18 protein-coding genes are annotated in these 16,347 nt (G+C 72.6%); 10 read left to right on the forward strand and 8 right to left on the reverse strand.

What is annotated here, in order from left to right; genetic code table 11:
* The first annotated feature begins 55 nt into the window (after positions 1-55).
* Entirely contained in the window at positions 56-850 is a 795-nt protein-coding gene (locus tag BS80_RS27290; RefSeq protein ID WP_051967256.1) for a VOC family protein, read from the forward strand.
* A 32-nt stretch (positions 851-882) separates the two neighbouring features.
* On the opposite strand, the gene BS80_RS27295 is transcribed toward BS80_RS27290, so the two are convergent.
* Positions 883-1,077 (reverse strand): hypothetical protein, encoded by a 195-nt coding sequence (locus BS80_RS27295; RefSeq protein ID WP_035803115.1) that lies wholly within the window; start codon positions 1,075-1,077, stop codon positions 883-885.
* A 142-nt stretch (positions 1,078-1,219) separates the two neighbouring features.
* On the opposite strand from BS80_RS27295, the gene BS80_RS41155 reads away from it, so the two are divergent.
* The gene (locus tag BS80_RS41155) at positions 1,220-1,372 is read left to right on the forward strand and encodes a hypothetical protein (RefSeq protein ID WP_157536631.1); all 153 of its coding nucleotides are present in this window, start codon (positions 1,220-1,222) and stop codon (positions 1,370-1,372) included.
* A gap of 22 nt (positions 1,373-1,394) precedes the next feature.
* Here BS80_RS41155 and BS80_RS27300 read toward each other — a convergent pair whose 3' ends face one another.
* Positions 1,395-1,895, reverse strand: coding sequence for a VOC family protein (locus tag BS80_RS27300; protein WP_035803117.1), 501 nt, complete (start codon positions 1,893-1,895; stop codon positions 1,395-1,397).
* Positions 1,896-2,013: 118 nt separating this feature from the next.
* On the opposite strand from BS80_RS27300, the gene BS80_RS27305 reads away from it, so the two are divergent.
* Both BS80_RS27305 and BS80_RS27310 read left to right on the forward strand, forming a co-directional pair.
* The gene (locus tag BS80_RS27305) at positions 2,014-2,514 is read left to right on the forward strand and encodes a MarR family winged helix-turn-helix transcriptional regulator (RefSeq protein WP_035803119.1); all 501 of its coding nucleotides are present in this window, start codon (positions 2,014-2,016) and stop codon (positions 2,512-2,514) included.
* A 179-nt stretch (positions 2,515-2,693) separates the two neighbouring features.
* Complete coding sequence (locus BS80_RS27310; RefSeq protein ID WP_035803121.1) at positions 2,694-3,917, forward strand: 4-hydroxybenzoate 3-monooxygenase; 1,224 nt, start codon at positions 2,694-2,696, stop codon at positions 3,915-3,917.
* 12 nt (positions 3,918-3,929) lie between these two features.
* On the opposite strand, the gene BS80_RS27315 is transcribed toward BS80_RS27310, so the two are convergent.
* Both BS80_RS27315 and BS80_RS27320 read right to left on the reverse strand, forming a co-directional pair.
* Complete coding sequence (locus BS80_RS27315; protein WP_035803123.1) at positions 3,930-4,919, reverse strand: threonine/serine dehydratase; 990 nt, start codon at positions 4,917-4,919, stop codon at positions 3,930-3,932.
* Between the two features lie 59 nt (positions 4,920-4,978).
* Positions 4,979-5,692 carry a GTP cyclohydrolase II gene (locus BS80_RS27320; RefSeq protein ID WP_083975437.1) on the reverse strand — a complete coding sequence of 238 codons (714 nt, stop codon included), beginning with the start codon at positions 5,690-5,692 and terminating at the stop codon, positions 4,979-4,981.
* Between the two features lie 135 nt (positions 5,693-5,827).
* On the opposite strand from BS80_RS27320, the gene BS80_RS27325 reads away from it, so the two are divergent.
* The 5 genes from BS80_RS27325 (at position 5,828) to BS80_RS27345 (ending at position 11,296) form a co-directional block, all read left to right on the forward strand.
* Positions 5,828-6,301 carry a MarR family winged helix-turn-helix transcriptional regulator gene (locus tag BS80_RS27325; protein WP_035803125.1) on the forward strand — a complete coding sequence of 158 codons (474 nt, stop codon included), beginning with the start codon at positions 5,828-5,830 and terminating at the stop codon, positions 6,299-6,301.
* 202 nt (positions 6,302-6,503) lie between these two features.
* Positions 6,504-7,364, forward strand: coding sequence for a lysozyme (locus BS80_RS27330; protein ID WP_035803128.1), 861 nt, complete (start codon positions 6,504-6,506; stop codon positions 7,362-7,364).
* Between the two features lie 183 nt (positions 7,365-7,547).
* Complete coding sequence (locus BS80_RS27335; RefSeq protein ID WP_035803130.1) at positions 7,548-8,837, forward strand: cytochrome P450; 1,290 nt, start codon at positions 7,548-7,550, stop codon at positions 8,835-8,837.
* Between the two features lie 251 nt (positions 8,838-9,088).
* On the forward strand, positions 9,089-10,483 hold the full coding sequence (locus BS80_RS27340; protein ID WP_083975439.1) for a cytochrome P450: 1,395 nt from the start codon (positions 9,089-9,091) through the stop codon (positions 10,481-10,483).
* Between the two features lie 105 nt (positions 10,484-10,588).
* Positions 10,589-11,296 (forward strand): hypothetical protein, encoded by a 708-nt coding sequence (locus tag BS80_RS27345; RefSeq protein WP_051967257.1) that lies wholly within the window; start codon positions 10,589-10,591, stop codon positions 11,294-11,296.
* An 18-nt stretch (positions 11,297-11,314) separates the two neighbouring features.
* Here the strand turns inward: BS80_RS27345 and BS80_RS27350 are convergent, their stop codons facing one another.
* Positions 11,315-12,553, reverse strand: a complete 1,239-nt coding sequence (locus BS80_RS27350; protein ID WP_035803131.1) for an NAD(P)/FAD-dependent oxidoreductase — start codon at positions 12,551-12,553, stop codon at positions 11,315-11,317.
* A gap of 179 nt (positions 12,554-12,732) precedes the next feature.
* Here BS80_RS27350 and BS80_RS27355 point away from each other — a divergent pair, with 179 nt between their 5' ends.
* On the forward strand, positions 12,733-13,107 hold the full coding sequence (locus BS80_RS27355) for a hypothetical protein (RefSeq protein ID WP_157536633.1): 375 nt from the start codon (positions 12,733-12,735) through the stop codon (positions 13,105-13,107).
* A 76-nt stretch (positions 13,108-13,183) separates the two neighbouring features.
* Here BS80_RS27355 and BS80_RS27360 read toward each other — a convergent pair whose 3' ends face one another.
* From BS80_RS27360 to BS80_RS27370, 3 genes are all read right to left on the reverse strand, one after another.
* Entirely contained in the window at positions 13,184-14,905 is a 1,722-nt protein-coding gene (locus BS80_RS27360) for an acyl-CoA dehydrogenase (RefSeq protein ID WP_035803135.1), read from the reverse strand.
* A gap of 53 nt (positions 14,906-14,958) precedes the next feature.
* Complete coding sequence (locus BS80_RS27365; protein WP_035803137.1) at positions 14,959-15,501, reverse strand: PadR family transcriptional regulator; 543 nt, start codon at positions 15,499-15,501, stop codon at positions 14,959-14,961.
* Between the two features lie 94 nt (positions 15,502-15,595).
* Complete coding sequence (locus BS80_RS27370; RefSeq protein WP_035803139.1) at positions 15,596-16,339, reverse strand: PIG-L deacetylase family protein; 744 nt, start codon at positions 16,337-16,339, stop codon at positions 15,596-15,598.
* Positions 16,340-16,347 lie beyond the last annotated feature (8 nt).

The raw sequence follows: 16,347 nt of genomic DNA on the forward strand, positions 1-16,347 counted from the left end.
CGCATGCTACGGGTACGGTCGAGGGGAACGGGCCGTGCACGGAGGAGGAGCTTCCATGACCGAAGCAGCAGCAGCGGCGCGGGCGGCGGTGCGGTGCGTGCCCGCGGTCCCCAGCTGGGTCACCTTGATGGCCCGTGACCTGGACGCTGCGCAGGCCTTCTACGGTCCGCTGCTGGGATGGTCCTTCGAGCGCGGGCCGGACCGCTGGGGCCCCTACGTGCGGGCGGTGGTGGACGGTGTGGCGGTGGCCGGGCTGAGTTCGTCCGTGGACCTCCAGCTGCCGGTCGCCTGGACGACGTACTTCGGCACCGAGAACGCCGACGTGACCGCCGAGCGGGTGCGGGCCCGCGGCGGCACGGTGGCGGTCGGACCGCTCGGCTTCGACGCCGGCCGGCTGGCGGTCGCCGCAGACCCGGCCGGCGCCCCGTTCGGCCTGTGGGAGGGCCAGGGTCGGCACGGGCCGTCCTGGCTGTCGGCGCCGGGCGCGCCGGTCTGGATCGAGCTGCGCACCCGGGACGCGTTCGAGGCGGCGCTCTTCTACGGCGAGGTGTTCGCCTGGGACACCCGTGACCCCCGGCAGCTGGAGGTGCGCTGGGAGCACGAGCGGGTGGTGCTGCGCACCGACGGCCGCAGCGTGGCCGCGCTCACCGCGATGGTGGCGACGGACGAGGAGCACCGTCCGGCCTGGCACGTCTACTTCTCGGTGGTGGACACCGACGCCGCCGTCGCGCTCGCCCTGGAACTGGGCGCCACGGCCGCGGGCCCGGCCGCGGACACGCCGTACGGCAGGGTGGCTCATCTGCACGACCCGCAGGGCGGCCGCTTCTCGGTGATCAGCGGCCGGGGCTGAGCCGCCGCCTGCGAGCCGGGGGATCCCTGCGCTCAGGCCCGTTCGACGGTCGCACCGCAGCGCGGGCAGCGGGTGGGCGGCGAGTGTTCGGTGAGCGCCCCGCAGTCGGGGCAGACCCGGTCGAGCAGGCAGGCCGGCTCGCCGCCGTACTCGGGCTCGTCCGCCGGCCGGTCGTCCGCCGGCCCGGCTGCGGCATCGGCCGGGGCGTGACTCCAGTGATCCTGCACAGCGCCATGGTAGGCCGGACGGGCGCAGTCGGGCGGCCGTTCGGGGGAACCTGGCGGGCTGGTCGTTTGGGTGCGTCCGGACCCGGTAACGGGTCGGCCTACGGCTCGACGAGCGAAGATCGACTACCCGGAGGAGACCGAGATGGAACGCGAGAGCGCCACCGCCACCGCCACCAAGACCGACCTGGGCGGCTGGCAGGAGCAGCCGCCGGTACGGGCCGCGGATGAGGCGGACCCGAGCGACCCGTTCGACCACGGCGACGTCGAGTCCTACGCGGTGCTCGGCGAGGACTGACCGCCGGACGCGCGGGCGTCCGTCAGGTGGCGGAGCCCGCGGCGGCGCCGGTCTTCAGGTCGGCACCCCAACGGTCGAGGGCGTCCTGGAGGTCCAGCGGCAGCAGGCCGCCCTGGCCGTCGTCGCCGGGCCAGTCGGCGCGCGGAACGCGCCACATCACCTCGAACTCGATGCCGTCGGGGTCCTTGGCGTAGAGCGACTTGGACACCCGGTGGTCGGTGGCGCCCACCAGCGCCCCGCGCTTGCCCAGCCGCTCGGCGATCTCGGCCAGCTCGCCGAGCGTGCCGACCTCCCAGGCCAGGTGGTAGAGGCCGACCTGGCCGGGCACCGGGCCGCCGGCCTGTGAGCCGACCGAGAAGAGGCCGAGGTCGTGGTCGTTGAGGGTGTCCTCGGCGCTGAGGAACGCGGCGCGGCCGGGGATCTCCACGTCCACCTTGAAACCGAAGACGTCGGTGTAGAACTCCACCGATCGGGCGACCTCACGTATGTAGAGGACCGCGTGGTTGAGGCGTCGCACGGGCATGGTTGGCTCTCCTCGGGGGTTCAGGGGCGCATTGCTTGAGCCTTCAAGATTCAGGATAGTCCAGACTACTTGAGTCTTCAAATGTTGAGAGCTCAAGTAACCTCACTAGGATAGTCCCATGACCGAAACCAGATGGCTGGACGAGGACGAGCAGCAGACCTGGCGCGCCTTCCTGTGGACCTCGCGACTGCTGAACGAGGCCCTGGACCGCCAGCTGCAGCGCGACTCCGGTCTGCCGCACGCCTACTACGTGATCCTGGTGATGCTCTCCGAGGCCCCCGGGCGCGAGCTGACCATGAGCGAGCTGGCCCGGCTGGCCCGTTCTTCGCCCAGCCGGCTCTCGCACGCGGTCAACCGGCTGGAGGAGTCCGGCTGGGTCCGGCGGGTCAAGCACCCCGGTGACCGCCGGACCACCTTCGCCCAGCTGACCGACGAGGGTTTCGAGGTCCTGGCGGCCGCGGCGCCCGGCCATGTCGAGGCGGTCCGCCAGCATCTGTTCGACCCGTTGAGCCGCGAACAGGTGCTGGAGCTCCGGGAGACCCTGCGGACCGTCCTGACCACGCTGGACCGCGACGGCGAGAGCCCCGACCTGTTCGGCAGCGGTGGTGGGCGGAGCTGACGGCTCCGGTACGGGGTGCCCTGGTCAGGGCCACCGAGGCGGTACCCGTGACCAACTGACCCACCGTCACCAGCGGGCGCATAGGCTGTGCGCAGGGACCCCGGGCGAACCGGCGCGGGGTGGGGCGGGGCCGGCGGTTTCCGGGCCGCCTCCGAGTGACCATCCGGACTGGGGGAGTCGTGCGTCTTCGCACTCAGGTGGGGATCATCGGTGCCGGGCCGGCCGGGCTGGTGGTGGCGAACGTGCTCCAGCAGGCCGGCATCGGCTGTGTGGTGGTGGAGCGGCACACCCGGGCCTACGTCGAGGCGCGCGCCCGGGCCGGGGTCATCGAGCACCGGACGGCGGACTTCCTCGCCCGGCACGGCCTGGCGGACCGGCTGACCATGGAGAGCGCGCGGCACGGCAGTTGCGAGTTCCGCTACCAGGGTGAGCGCTTCTCCGTCCCGTACGCCGCGCTCACCGGGGGCCGCGAGCACCTGGTCTACCCCCAGCAGTTCCTGGTGCGGGACCTCATCGAGTCGTTCATCGCCGCGGGCGGCACGGTGTTCTTCTCGCACCCGGTGGTCGGGGTGGCCGGACTCGACAGCGACCGGGCGGTGCTGCGCTGCGAGCCGGCCGGCAGCGAGGACGGCACCGGCGGCGGTGAACCGGTGGACATCGACTGCGAGTTCGTCGCCGGCTGCGACGGCTTCTACGGCGCCGCCAGGCCGTCCGTCCCGGCCGGGCGGATGCGCGCGTTCGCCCGGCAGCACGAGTTCGGCTGGCTGGCGATCCTGGCCGAGGCGCCGCCGTCCACCACGGAGATCATCTACGCCCTGCACGAGGAGGGCTTCGCCGGGCACATGCTGCGCACCCCGACGGTCAGCCGCTACTACCTCCAGGTCCCGGTCGGCGACGCGGTCGAGAACTGGCCGGACGCCCGAATATGGGCCACCCTGCGCCGCCGGCTCGCGGTGGCCGACTGGGAGCTGAAGACGGGCCGGATCACCGAGACGAGCATCCTGGACATGCGCAGCTTCGTGGTCGAGCCGATGCAGTACGGCCGGCTCTTCCTGGTCGGGGACGCGGCGCACATCATCACACCGGCCGGCGGCAAGGGCATGAACCTGGCCATCGCCGACGCGGCGGAACTCGCCCGCGCGCTGACCACGTACTACGCCGGAGACGGCGGGCACCTGCTGGAGGGCTACTCGGCCGCCCGCCTGCCGGAGGTCTGGCGCACCCAGGAGTTCTCGCGCTGGCTGCTGCACCTCACCCACAGCCCGTCGGACGGCGGCACGGACGCGGCGTTCATGCACCGCCTGCAGCTCTCCCGGCTGGCCCAGCTGCGGGACTCGCCGACCTTCGCGACCACCTTCGCCGACGGCTACGCGGGCGCCGCGCCGGTCCCCGTGCGGGTCTGAGTCCGGCGGCACTCAGCGGGCCAGGTCGGCGGGGTCGGTGTTGGCGCCGCAGAGGACGACCGCCACCCGCTCCCCGGGGCCGGGCCGGTAGGCCGCGCCGGTGTCGGTGCCCGGTGCGGGCGCGGTGAGGGCGGCGAGGGCGGTCGCGGCGGCGTGTTCGACGGCGATCCGGTGCTGGTCCCAGAGCGTGCGGCGGGCCCGGACGATGTCGGCGTCCGCCACCAGGACCGACCGGACGCCGTCCTGGCGCGCCGCGTCCAGGGCCATCCGCGAGGTGCGGCGGGCGCCGAGGGAGTCCGCCGCGATCGAGTCCACCGGCCCGTCGACCGGCTCGCCGGCCTCCAGGGCCCGGTTGAGCGCCCGGCAGTTCTCCGGCTCGACCGCCACCGTGCGCACGCCGTGCCGTCGGGCGGCGGCGGCGACCCCAGCGAACAGCCCGCCGCCGCCGACCGAGACCACCACGGTGTCCAGGCCCGGGAGCTGCGCGTGGATCTCGTCCAGCAGGGTGCCCGCGCCGGCCGCGATCAGCGGGTGGTCGTAGGCGTGCGAGGCCAGTGCTCCGCTGGTCGCGGCGAACTCCTCGCAGGCGGCCAGCGCGTGGGCGTACTCGGAGCCGGTCAGCACCACCTTCGCGCCGTAGCCGCGCAGCTTGGCGACCTTGACGTCCGGGGCGTTCGCGGGCAGGAAGACGGTCGCCGGCACGCCCTGCTGCCGCGCGGACCACGCGCAGGCCAGGCCCGCGTTGCCGCCGGAGGCGATGGTCACCCCGGCCTGCGGCAGGGTACCGGCCAGGCGGTGCGCGGTGAGGAAGTTCGCCGCGCCGCGCGCCTTGAAGCTGCCGGTGTGCTGGAGGTACTCCAGCGCCAGCCACACCTCGCAGGGCTCGGCCGCCGAGCCGCCCGGGACGGCGCCCGGGTCCATCGGCGCGAGTGTCACGCGGCGGACCAGGCCGTCGATCCGGGCGGCGGCCTGCTCGACGTCGCGGTAGTCGATCTGGTGCACGGGAGCTCCCTGCTGGCGGGCGGGCTGGGTCGGTCTTAGGAGCGTAGTCCTGGGCCCGGCTACGCTCCGGTGGGCAGCAGCTGGATGGTGTGCGCGTGGGTCAGCGCCGTGCCGTGCGCCTTGGTGCGCAGGTAGTGCAGGTTACTGGGGGAGGTGTGCACGCCGGTGGGAACCCGGGCGCCGACCTCGATGCCGAGCGCGGCGAGCTGCTCGGCCTTGTCCACGTTGTTGCTGAGCAGGTCGATCCGGTCCGCGCCCAGGGTGTGCAGCATCTGGGCGGCGGCGGTGTAGTCGCGGCCGTCCTCGGGCAGGCCCAGGGCCGCGTTGGCGGCGTAGGTGTCCGCGCCGGCGTCCTGCAGGGCGTATGCGTCGAGTTTGTTGTAGAGGCCGATGCCGCGGCCCTCCTGGCGCAGGTAGAGCAGGTAGCCGCCGACCTCGGCGATCTGCTCGACCGCCTCGCGCAGCTGCGGTCCGCAGTCGCAGCGCTCCGAACCGAAGACGTCCCCGGTGAGGCACTCCGAGTGCAGCCGGACCAGCGGGGTGGCGGCGGCCTCCGGGTCGCCCAGGGCGAGGGCCAGGTGCTCGGCGCCGTCGGCCAGGTCGTGGAAGGTCAGCACGTCGGCCTCGACGCGGTAGCCGTCGCCGAAGCGCAGCGGGACGCGGACCTTGGTGCGCACGCGGGCGGGCGGCGGCGCGGGCTGGTCGTGCGGCGTCGGCTGGTCGTGCGGCGCGGGCAGGTCGCGCGGTTCGGCGACGGCGGGAGGACGAGGCATGTCCGGGCTCCGGTCATCCAGGGGCGGGCGGGGCGTTTGTCATGGTGAGAGCACGTTGTTCAAATTTGAACTCTGTGAGCTTCGGGTGACCGTACACCGTGGTTCGAATGTGAACAACCCGATAGGCTGACCGGCATGGCGCAGACCCGATGGCTGGACGAGCAGGAGATGGCGGCCTGGCGCGGCTTCCTCGCGGCGGGTCACCTGGTGGCGCGGCGGCTGGAGCAGCAGCTCAAGGACGAGGCGGGCCTGTCGCACACCCAGTACGAGATCCTGGTGCACCTGTCGGCGGCCCCGGACGGTGCGTTGCGGATGGCCGACCTGGCCGAGCGGCTGATCACCTCCAAGAGCGGACTCACCTATCAGGTGGCGCAGTTGGAGAAGGCGGGGCTGGTCGGGCGGCGGTCCTGTACGAGCGACGTCCGCGGCGTTTTCGCCGAACTGACCGAGCAGGGCGCGGCGGTGCTGCGGGAGGCGGCGCCCGGACATGTCGCCGCGGTGCGCGAGGCGCTGATCGACGTGCTGGACCGCGAGCAGCTCGTCGTGCTGGCCGAGGCGCTCGGGGAGGTCTCGCGACGGCTGCGCGGCCCGGACCGAACGGGCGAGTGAACTCCCGGTGAGCTGACGGGTCTACGCGGGTCCTGGTGCGAATCTGCGACCGGACCGGCGGTCAACTGTCTAGCGGGTGGCTCGGGTTGGCCACTACGCTCAGCCCATCGCGGTCATGCCAATCATAGGTATGCGTGGAACAAGACCCTGCTGTGCTCTGCTCTGCCCTGCCCGGAATCCGCCCAGGCCCGTAGGAGCGATCATGTCCGGTACCGCCCCCCGCACGCCCGCCACCGCCCGTCCGCTTGCCTCTGCCCGTACGCTCGCCACCGCTCTCGCCCTCGGGGCGCTGCTGCTCGGCGCGGCGGCCGTCCCCGCGCAGGCCGACAGCGCCGGCCGTCCGTTCCAGCCGTCCCACCCCGAGCGGGACTTCGCCGGCTCCACGGTGGTCGCCCACGAGGGCCGCGGCCCCGCCGGCCCGCTCCAGCCGCAGGTCACCCAGACTCCGGGGATGGACGTCTCCAGCTACCAGGGCAGCGTCAACTGGAGCTCGGCGGCCGGTGCGGGTGCCAAATTCGCCTACGTCAAGGCCACCGAGGGTACCGGCTACACCAACCCCGACTTCGCGCAGCAGTACAACGGCTCGTACAACGCCGGACTGATCCGCGGCGCCTATCACTTCGCGCTGCCGAACGCCTCCAGCGGCGCCACCCAGGCCAACTACTTCGTCAGCAACGGCGGTGGCTGGTCGGCGGACGGCAAGACCCTGCCGCCCGCGCTCGACATCGAGTACAACCCCTACGGCGCCACCTGCTACGGCCTCAGCCAGGCTGCCATGGTCAGCTGGATCCACGACTTCAGCACCACCGTCCACAGCCGCACCGGCCGTTATCCGACCATCTACACCACCACCGACTGGTGGTCGAGCTGTACTGGCAACAATTCCGGATTCGGCTCCACCAGCCCGCTGTGGATCGCCCGTTACTCCTCCTCGCCCGGCACCCTGCCGAACGGCTGGTCCTACCAGACCTTCTGGCAGTACGCCGACTCCGGCACCTTTCCCGGTGACCAGGACTACTTCAACGGCGCCCTGAGCCAGGTCCAGGCTCTGGCCCGGGGCTGATCCGGTAACCTCGCTCGTCCGGGTGAGGTTCCGCCGGGTCTGCGATGCCTGCCGAGGGGTGTCCGGTCTGAGCGACAACTCTTTTGAGGGAAACTGGACTTGACAGTGTGATCACCCCCTCCCCTATAACTGGGTCTCCGGTCGGGCGAACCGTCCGACCGGGGACGGCAGGGAGGCGCAGGGGTGGTCACGGTACCGAGGAGCAAGAAGGCGAGCCTCTCCCGGGGAGCGCAAGCCGCTCCCGACTCCATCGACCTGGCCGATCCCGGGTTCTGGCGCCTGTCCGCGGCCGAGCAGGCCGCCGCCTTCGCCCGGCTGCGCCAACTCGGTCCGCCCGCCTACTTCGTGGAGCGCCCGCGGTCGCTGTTCCGGGCCGAGCGGGGGTTCCACGCGCTGGTCCGGCACGCGGACGTGGTGGCCGCCAGCCGGACGCCGGAGGTCTTCCGCAGTGCCCCTGGTGTCACCACGCCCGAACCGGCCCGCTGGGTCAGGGCGTTGTTCGGCGACTCGATGGTCAACCTGGACGACCCGGGCCACGCACGACTGCGCCGGGTCGTCTCGCGTGCCTTCACCCCGCGGTTGATCGCCCGCGTCGAGGACGACATCCGTGCGGTGGCGGAGCGGATCGTCGATGACGTGATCGCCCACCGGCCCGACGACTTCGTGACCTCGGTCGCCGCCGAGCTGCCGTTCCAGGTCATCTGCAGCATGATGGGCATCCCCGAGGACCGGCGCCCGGCGATCCTGGCCGAGGTGAACCACGCCTCGGAGCACACCGGCGTCCAGCGCCCGTTCCGTCGGCGCATTCGCCTGCCCGGACGGGGACTTCGCGCACTGGCCCGGATGCAGGGGATGGTCGCCGACCTGGGCCGCGAGCGCCGGCGCCGGCCCACGGACGACCTGATCTCGGCCCTGGTCATCGCGGACGTCGACGGACGGGCCCTGAGTTACCGTCAACTCGGCGCGTTCTTCTCGCTGCTGCTGGTCGCCGGCGTGGAGACCACGCGCAACGCGCTGGCCCACGGCCTGCACCTGCTCACCGAACACCCGGACCAGCGTGCGCTTCTGCTCGCGGACCCGGACGGCCGGCTGGACGGCGCTGTGGACGAGATCATCCGCTGCGCGACCCCGATTATCCAGTTCCGCCGTACCGTTGCCACCGACCACACCCTGGGCCGCGCCCAACTGGCCCGTGGCGAGAAGGTGGTGCTCTTCTACGGCTCCGCCAACCGCGACGAGGAGGTCTTCACGGCCCCTGACGCCTTCGACATCACCCGCCGCCCTAACCCGCACCTCGGCTTCGGCGGCGGTGGTCCGCACTTCTGCCTCGGTGCCCCGCTGGCCCGCCAGGAGATGAAGGCGCTCTACCGGGAACTGTTCACCCGCCTGCCGGAGCTGCGCTCGGTCGGCGGGCCGGAGCTGGTCCCGTCCAGCTTCGACCACCGGGTCCGCTCGCTCCGCTTCACCTTCTGAGCTCCTCGCCGAGCCGTGACCGGACCGCCGCACACCGGTGGGACGACCTGACGAGCCGTCGGAGGCCCGCGCACGCGGGCCCGCCGGCCGGGGTGTTCGCGCCGGCTGAGGGCCTCGGACGCCCCTGGTGCTTCCGGTGGGCCGCGCCGGGCCGTTTCCCGCCCGTGGTCGGGTGGCAAGTCCCTGCTGCGGGGAACCGGTCGGGGGCGGCCGGTCCCCGCGTCGGTCGCCAGGACGGAGGGGGCACAGCCATGGCGCACACCATCGGGCTCGGTGCGGGGAAGAACAGCACGGGGGCCAGCACCGGGAGCAGCACGCGGTACACCATCGGTTCGGCACCGGGGCGGCTGCCGCTGCTGGGCCACGCGCTGCCCCTGCGCAGACGGCCGCTGGAGTTCCTGAGCGAGCTGCCGGCCCGGGGTGACCTGGTCACCGTCCACTTCGGCCGCCTGCCGGCGTACCTGGTCTGCCACCCCGAGCTGGTGCGCCAGGTCCTGCGTGACCCGCAGACCTTCGACAAGGGCGGCCCGGTCTTCGACAAGGCCCGGCTGCTGATCGGCGACGGCCTGGTGACCTGCGGCCGCACCGAACACCGGCGCCAGCGGCGGCTGGTGCAGCCCGCGTTCCACCCCGTCCGGGTCGGCACGTACGCGCAGGCCGTGGTCGCCGAGACCGACCGGGCCACCGCGGACTGGCAGCCGGGCGTGCCGCTCGACGTCGGCGTCCGGATGCACACCCTGACCGCGCGGGTGACCGCCCGCACGCTCTTCTCCACCGACATCGACGAGCCGACCATGGACGAGCTGGCCCACAACCTGCCCGTGGTGCTGGCGGGACTGCACCAGCGGATGGTGGCGCCGACGGGCTTCCCGGGACGGCTGCCGACGCCCGGGAACCGCCGCTTCCAGCGGGCGCTGGCGCGGCTCAACGAGCTGATCGACACGATGATCGAGAACCACCGCCGCGACCCCACCGACCGCGGGGACCTGCTCTCGGCGCTGCTGGCGGCCCGGGACGAGGAGAGCGGCGAGGGCCTGACCGGCCACCAGATCCACGACCAGGTGATGACCATGCTGTCGGCGGGCACCGAGACCACCGCCAACGCGCTGGCCTGGACGCTGCATCTGGTGGGCACCCACCCCGAGGCCGAGGTCCGGCTGCACGCCGAGCTCGACCGGGTACTCGGCGGCTCCCCGCCACGGGTCGAGGACCTGCCCGCGCTCGCCTACGCCCGCCGGACCCTCACCGAGTCGCTGCGGCTGCGCTCGCCGGTCTGGCTGCTCACCCGGGTGACGACGGTCGACACCGAACTCGGCGGGCGCCGGCTGCGGGCGGGCAGCACGGTCGCGTTCAGCCCGTACGCGCTCCACCACGATCCCACGCTGTTCGCCGATCCGGAGGTCTTCGACCCCGACCGCTGGCTGCCAGAACGCCTGGAGGAGGTGCCGCGCGGGGCGATGCTGCCGTTCGGCGGCGGCGCCCGCAAGTGCGTCGGCGACTCCTTCGCGTTGACCGAGGCGACCCTGGCGCTGGCCCGGATCTCCACGCGCTGGCGGCTGCACCCCCAGCCCGGGCGTGCGGTGCGGGCACAGCCGGGCATGACGCTGGGCACCGGCCCGCTGCCGATGCTTCCCGAGCGGCGCTGACCGCCGGATCCGGGGCCGTTCGAACAAACCTCCGTGGCCTGCGAGAATCCCTGCCGGACGGGTCGGCGACTGCCGGCCCGTCAGCACGCCTGAAGGGAAACCCTGGTGCCGATACCCAGCCGCCGCCTTGCCGTCGTCGCGCTCTCCGTCCTGCTGTCCGCAGTGCCGCTGGCCGCCTGTTCCGCCGAGAAGGGCGCCCACCCGGCCGGCTCGACCGGTGGCGCCGCCGCGCCCGCGCCCGGCCCCGCCGCCGCCATCCCGGTCGGCGCCGGACCGCAGGCCGCCTACTCGGCCTCGCCGCAGCCCGCGCCGGACTCCTGCCACTTCCGTTACACGGCGGACAAGCAGCCGCTGCCCGACCCGGCCTGCACACCCGGCGCGACCAGCCCGGCGGTCACCCAGGCGACCATCGGCACCACGATCTGCAAGGCCGGCGGCTACACCTCCGGGATCCGGCCCACCACCAGCGTCACCAACAAGGAGAAGGCCGCCAACGCCAAGTCCTACGGCTACACCGGCCCGATGGGCGACGCGGAGTACGACCACCTGATCAGCCTGCAGCTGGGCGGCGACCCCAACGACCCGCGCAACCTCTGGGTCGAGCCGCCGTCCCCGGGCCACGTGGCGGGCAAGGGCCCCAACAACCCCAAGGACTCGGTGGAGACCCGCCTGCACACCGCCATCTGCAAGAACCAGGTCACCCTGGCCGCCGCCCAGCAGGCGATAGCCACCGACTGGACGACGGCCGAATCACGGCTCGGCCTCGGGGCCGGACCCGTCACCACCAGCGACCCGGACGACGACGCCAACTGAACGGCGGGTGGAGCGTCGTCAGCCGGCGTCCGGCAGGTCGGTGAGCGGGACGGCCGGGTCGGCGAGGCTGCTGAGGTCGACCGGTCGGGCGGTGCGGACCAGGTCGCGGATGGGGTCGGTGACGTCCCAGACGTTGACATTCATCCCGGCCAGGACCCGGTTGTCGCGGACCCAGAACGCGATGAACTCGCGTGCCGCGACATCCCCGCGGAAGACCACCCGGTCGTAGCCGCCCGGTTCGGCGTAGCCGGTGTACTCCATACCCAGGTCGTACTGGTCGGTGAAGAAGTACGGCGTCCGGTCGAAGGCGACGTCCTGGCCGAGCATCGCGCGGGCGGCGGTGCGCGGCTGGTGGACGGCGTTCGCCCAGTGCTCCACGCGCAGGTGGCGGCCGAGCATCGGGTGGTAGGCGTTGGCGACGTCGCCGGCCGCGTACACGTCGGCGGCCGAGGTCCGCAGGCTCTGGTCGGTCTTGACGCCGTTCTCCACCACGAGGCCCGCGGCCTCGGCGAGGGCGGTGTTCGGCGTGATGCCGATGCCGATCAGGACGGTGTCGGCCTCCACCACGCTGCCGTCCGCCAGCCGGACGCCGCTCACGCCGTCCGGGCCGCCGGTCAGCGACTCGACCTGGACGCCGAACCGCAACTCCACGTCGTGGTCGCGGTGCAGGGCGGCGAAGACCTCGGCCACCTCGCTGCCGAGGACCCGCAGCAACGGCAGCTCGGCGCTCTCCAGCACGGTCACATCGACCCCGGCGGACCGGGCGGCGGCCGCCGCCTCCAGCCCGATCCAGCCCGCGCCGATCACCGCGAGCCGGCCCGTGGAGCGCAGCGCGGCCCGCAGCCGGTCGCTGTCGCCGAGCGTGCGCAGGTAGTGCACGCCGGGCAGATCGGCGCCGGGCACCGGCAGCGGGCGCGGGGAGGAGCCGGTGGTCAGCAGCAGCTTCGCGTAGCTGAGGGTGGCGCCGTCCTGCAGCGTGATCCGGTGCGCGTCCGGGTCCACGGCGGTGACCGGGGTGCCGAGCCGCAGGTCGATCCGCTGTTCGCGGTACCACTCCTGCGGATGGACGTAGAGCTTCTCCCGGGGCTCGGCGCCCATCAGGTAGCCCTTGGACAACGGCGGTCGCTCGTAGGGGAGTTCGCTCTCCTCGCCGATCAGCACCAGCGGGCCGTCCCAGCCCTCCTCGCGCAGCGTGCGGGCGGCGCTCGCGCCCGCCAGGCTCGCTCCGATGATGACGTGTGGCGTGTTCGCGTCCAAGGCCGACTCCTCCGTCTGCGGGCTGTCGGGTCCATCACAGCCCGGCGCGGCGGCGGCTGCCAACCGCCACGCGGGGGAAGCGCCGGGCGGGGGTGAATCGAGCGGCCTCGGCGCGGCGGGCGGAAGATGGAATGACCCGGCCGCGCCGGCGCGGCGGGCAGGTCCTCAAGGAGGCTGCGATGGAACCCACGAACGACGCCGGGCGCGCGGGGCCGCCGACGGATGTGCAGGCCGTGCAGGAAGCGCATGCCGCACAGCTCGCGCAGGTCGAGCCGACCCCCGCGGCGCCCGTCGTGTCCACGGCGCCCACGGCGGCCGGGATGGCGCGCGGGGCGCTGACGGCGCTCTACGAGATCAGGATCCACACGGTGTTCGTGCTGGTCGCGGCCTCGCTCGGGCTGGGCCTGTGCGCCGTGCAGATCGAGACCGGGTGGGTCGTGGGGCTCTTCGCGGTCGTCTGGGGCGTCACCGTGATCGCGATGATCGCGCTGGCCGCGAGGATGCTGGAGGAACGCTCCGGCAAGGGACGCCACCGCCGGGTGACGCAGAGCTGAAACGGAACCGCTGCGGACCGTGACCGACGAGGTCGCGGTCCGCAGCGGTGTAGTGCCCTGCGGTGCGGTGTACGGACTACGGCTGCATCTCGTACGCGCCGGAGATCGCCGCGACCTGCTCCCAGAGCCGCTCGGCGCGCTCGGCGTCGGCCACCGGGCGGCGGACGTGGGCCAGCGCCCAGGCGGCCTGCTCCTCGGTGGCGGAGGCCTTGCCGTGCAGCTCGGTGGCGTGCGCTGAGAAGTCCCGGACCAGCACGTCGAAGATCCCGTCCAGCAGGTCGCCGTCCAGGCCGATCAGCTCGGCCTGCTCCAGGATCAGCTGGCCGTAGACGACCAGTGCGAAGAGCTGGCCGATCTCCAGCAGGAAGTCCAGGTCCTGCTGCTGCGCCTGGTCGGGGGCGTGGGCGAGCAGCAGCGCGCACAGGCCGTCGGCCTGCTCGCGGAAGCGCGCCACGTTCGGCACCCCGGCGTGCGCGTCGTACGCGGTCCGCCAGTCGTGGAAGCGGATCGCGCCCAGGCCCCGGGCCGGGCCCTGCTGGAAGAGGAAGGTGTCGTCCGCGGCGTCGGTGCGGGTGGGCACCGCCGGGTACTCGGCGGGCGCGAACAGGTAGTTGCCCATGAACTTGAGGATCAGCGCCAGGTTGACGTGGACGGTGCCCTCCAGCTTCGGCAGGCCGCGGATGTCGCGCGCGGCCTTGTCGAAGTAGGTGTCCGCCTCGAAGCCCTTGGCCGCGATGACGTCCCACATCAGGTCGATGACCTTCTCGCCCTCGGTGGTGACCTTCATCTTGGTCATCGGGTTGAAGAGCAGGTAGCGGCGGTCCTCGGGGGAGGCCGAGCGGAAGTAGTCCACGGCGCGGTCGCTGAACAGCTTCATCGCATTCAGGCGGGCGTAGGCGTCGGTCAACTCCCGGCGCACGTGCGGGAAGTCGGTGACCTTCTTGCCGTACAGCACGCGGTTGTGGGCGTGCGTGACGGCCTCGTACATCGCGTGCTCGCAGATGCCCACCGAGGCGGTGCAGAGGTTGAACTTGCCGACGTTGACGGTGTTCAGCGCGGCGTCGAAGGCGGCCTTGCCGGTGTGCAGCACGTCCTCGGCGGTGACCGGGTAGTCCTCCAGGCGGAACTCGCTGACGTACATCTGCGAGTTCACCACGTTCTTCACCAGGTGGTAGGCCGGGTGCCGGCTGTCGGCGGCGAAGAAGACGTAGCCCTCGGGGCCCTCGACGTCGGAGCGGCGGCCGAAGACCGAGACCAGGCCTGCCACGTTGCCGTTGCCGATGTAGTACTTGGAGCCGTTGGCGCGGAAGCCGCCCTCGCCGTCCGGGGTCAGGATCAGGTCGGTCGAGTAGATGTCGGCGCCGTGGGTACGCTCGGACAGACCGAAGGCCATCACGTGACCCTCCGTCAGAAGCTTGGCGGCGCGGGCCCGCAGGGCCTCGTTCTCGCTCTGCCAGACCGGGCCCAGGCCCAGGATGGTGACCTGCCAGGTGTACCAGTAGCCGAGGCCGTAGAAGCCCAGGATCTCGTTCAGCGCGGCGTTGCGGGAGGTGTCCCAGCGCTTCGCGGCGTCCCCGTCGGCCTGCTCGGCCGGGGTCAGGAAGGCGGCGAACAGGCCTTCCTTGGCAGCGAATTCGAGGAAGTCGCCGTACCAGGACCGGTCGATGTAGGTGTCGATCAGCGCCTTCTTGCCGCGCGACTCGAACCAGTCGACGGTGGCCCGCAGCAGGCGGCGGGTCGGCTCGTCGAACTGCGTGGGGTCGAAGGTGCGGGGGTTGAACAGCAGGGATTCGGCCATCATGAGTCCAAGGGGTGTGGAGTGAGGGTCAGTTGCCTGAGGTCTGAGGTGGTTCAGTGGCTGAGCTTGTGCAGCGTGACGAGGACGTCGTCCAGCCAGGCCAGCGTCATCCGCTCGTACTCGATGCCGCCGCGCAGCACCACGTGCTGGAGCTGCTGCTGGACGTCGAGTGACTCGAGATCGGGGAAGTCCCGCTGCTCACCCGCGAGATACCGGTCGAGCAGCTCGGCGTGCGCGGTGCGGTGGCGCTCCACCTCGGGGATCAGCGCGGCCGGGTCGTCGAACGCCGCGGCGCGGATCCGGACCGCCATCTCGTGGCGGACCGACTCGGGCTGGACGGGCTCGCGCAGCCAGGCGGCGAGCGCGGTGCGGCCCGGCTCGGCGGCCGAGTAGATCTTCTTGTCCGGTCTGGCGCTCTGTGCGGTCAGCTCGACGGCCAGCCAGCCGTCGGCCTCCATCCGGCCCAGCACGCGGTAGATCTGCTGGTGCGTGGCGGTCCAGAACCGTCCGATGGAGCGGTCGAAGCGCCGGGCCAGCTCGTAGCCGGAACCGGGCTGCTCCAGCAGGGAGACGAGGATCGCGTACTCAAGCGCCATGGCCCACAGCTTGCTATGCAACGAGTTGCATAGCAAGGGGGCCGAGGCGGCGTGAGACGCAGGTCACGGTCGGTGTCCGGCCTGGTGGCGGGGCTCAGAAGCGCAGCGGGAGCACCTCGAAGGAGGCGGCGAAGGGGACCCCGAGCCGGCTGCCGGTGGCGCGGCCCATCGACTCCAGGAAGCCCTCGGCGTCCGCCATGCTCCCGCCCAGTCCGGCCAGGTAGGCCTGGTGCGCCTTGAGCGAGGCGACGCCGGCGGCGAAGAACTCGGTGGTGTCCACCGCGTGCCGGGCCTGCGGGGAGCCCAGCGCCCAGAGCTGGCGGACGCCGTCCCACGGCTCGTGGCCCTGGGCCGTCAGGTCGGGGAAGACCCAGCGGTTGCCCGCGTCCCGGATGGCGTCCAGGGTGGCCCGGCCCGCCGCGATGTGGTCGGCCTGGTTGGGGAAGGTGCCGCCGTAGGTGTCGCGGAAGTTGCAGGTGATCACGATCTCCGGGCGGTGCCGGCGGATCACCCGGGAGATGTCGCGGCGCAGCGCCAGGCCGTAGTCCAGTACGCCGTCCGGGTGGCCCAGGAACTCGACGGTGTCCACCCCGACCAGCGCGGCCGAGGTGATCTGCTCGGCCTCGCGCACCGGACGGCAGCGCTCCGGCTCCATCGAGTCGATGCCGGCCTCGCCGCTGGTGACCATCGCGTAGACGACCGTCTTGCCCTGCGAGGTCCAGCGCGCGACGGCCGCCGCGGCGCCGTACTCCATGTCGTCCGGATGGGCGACGACCGCCAGGGCCCGCTCCCAGTCCTCGTCCAGGGGTTCGAACGGCGCCGGGGCCTGTTCCGTCATGGGGAGGT

The organism is Kitasatospora mediocidica KCTC 9733 (assembly GCF_000744225.1).
Classification (GTDB): Bacteria; Actinomycetota; Actinomycetes; order Streptomycetales; family Streptomycetaceae; genus Kitasatospora; species Kitasatospora mediocidica.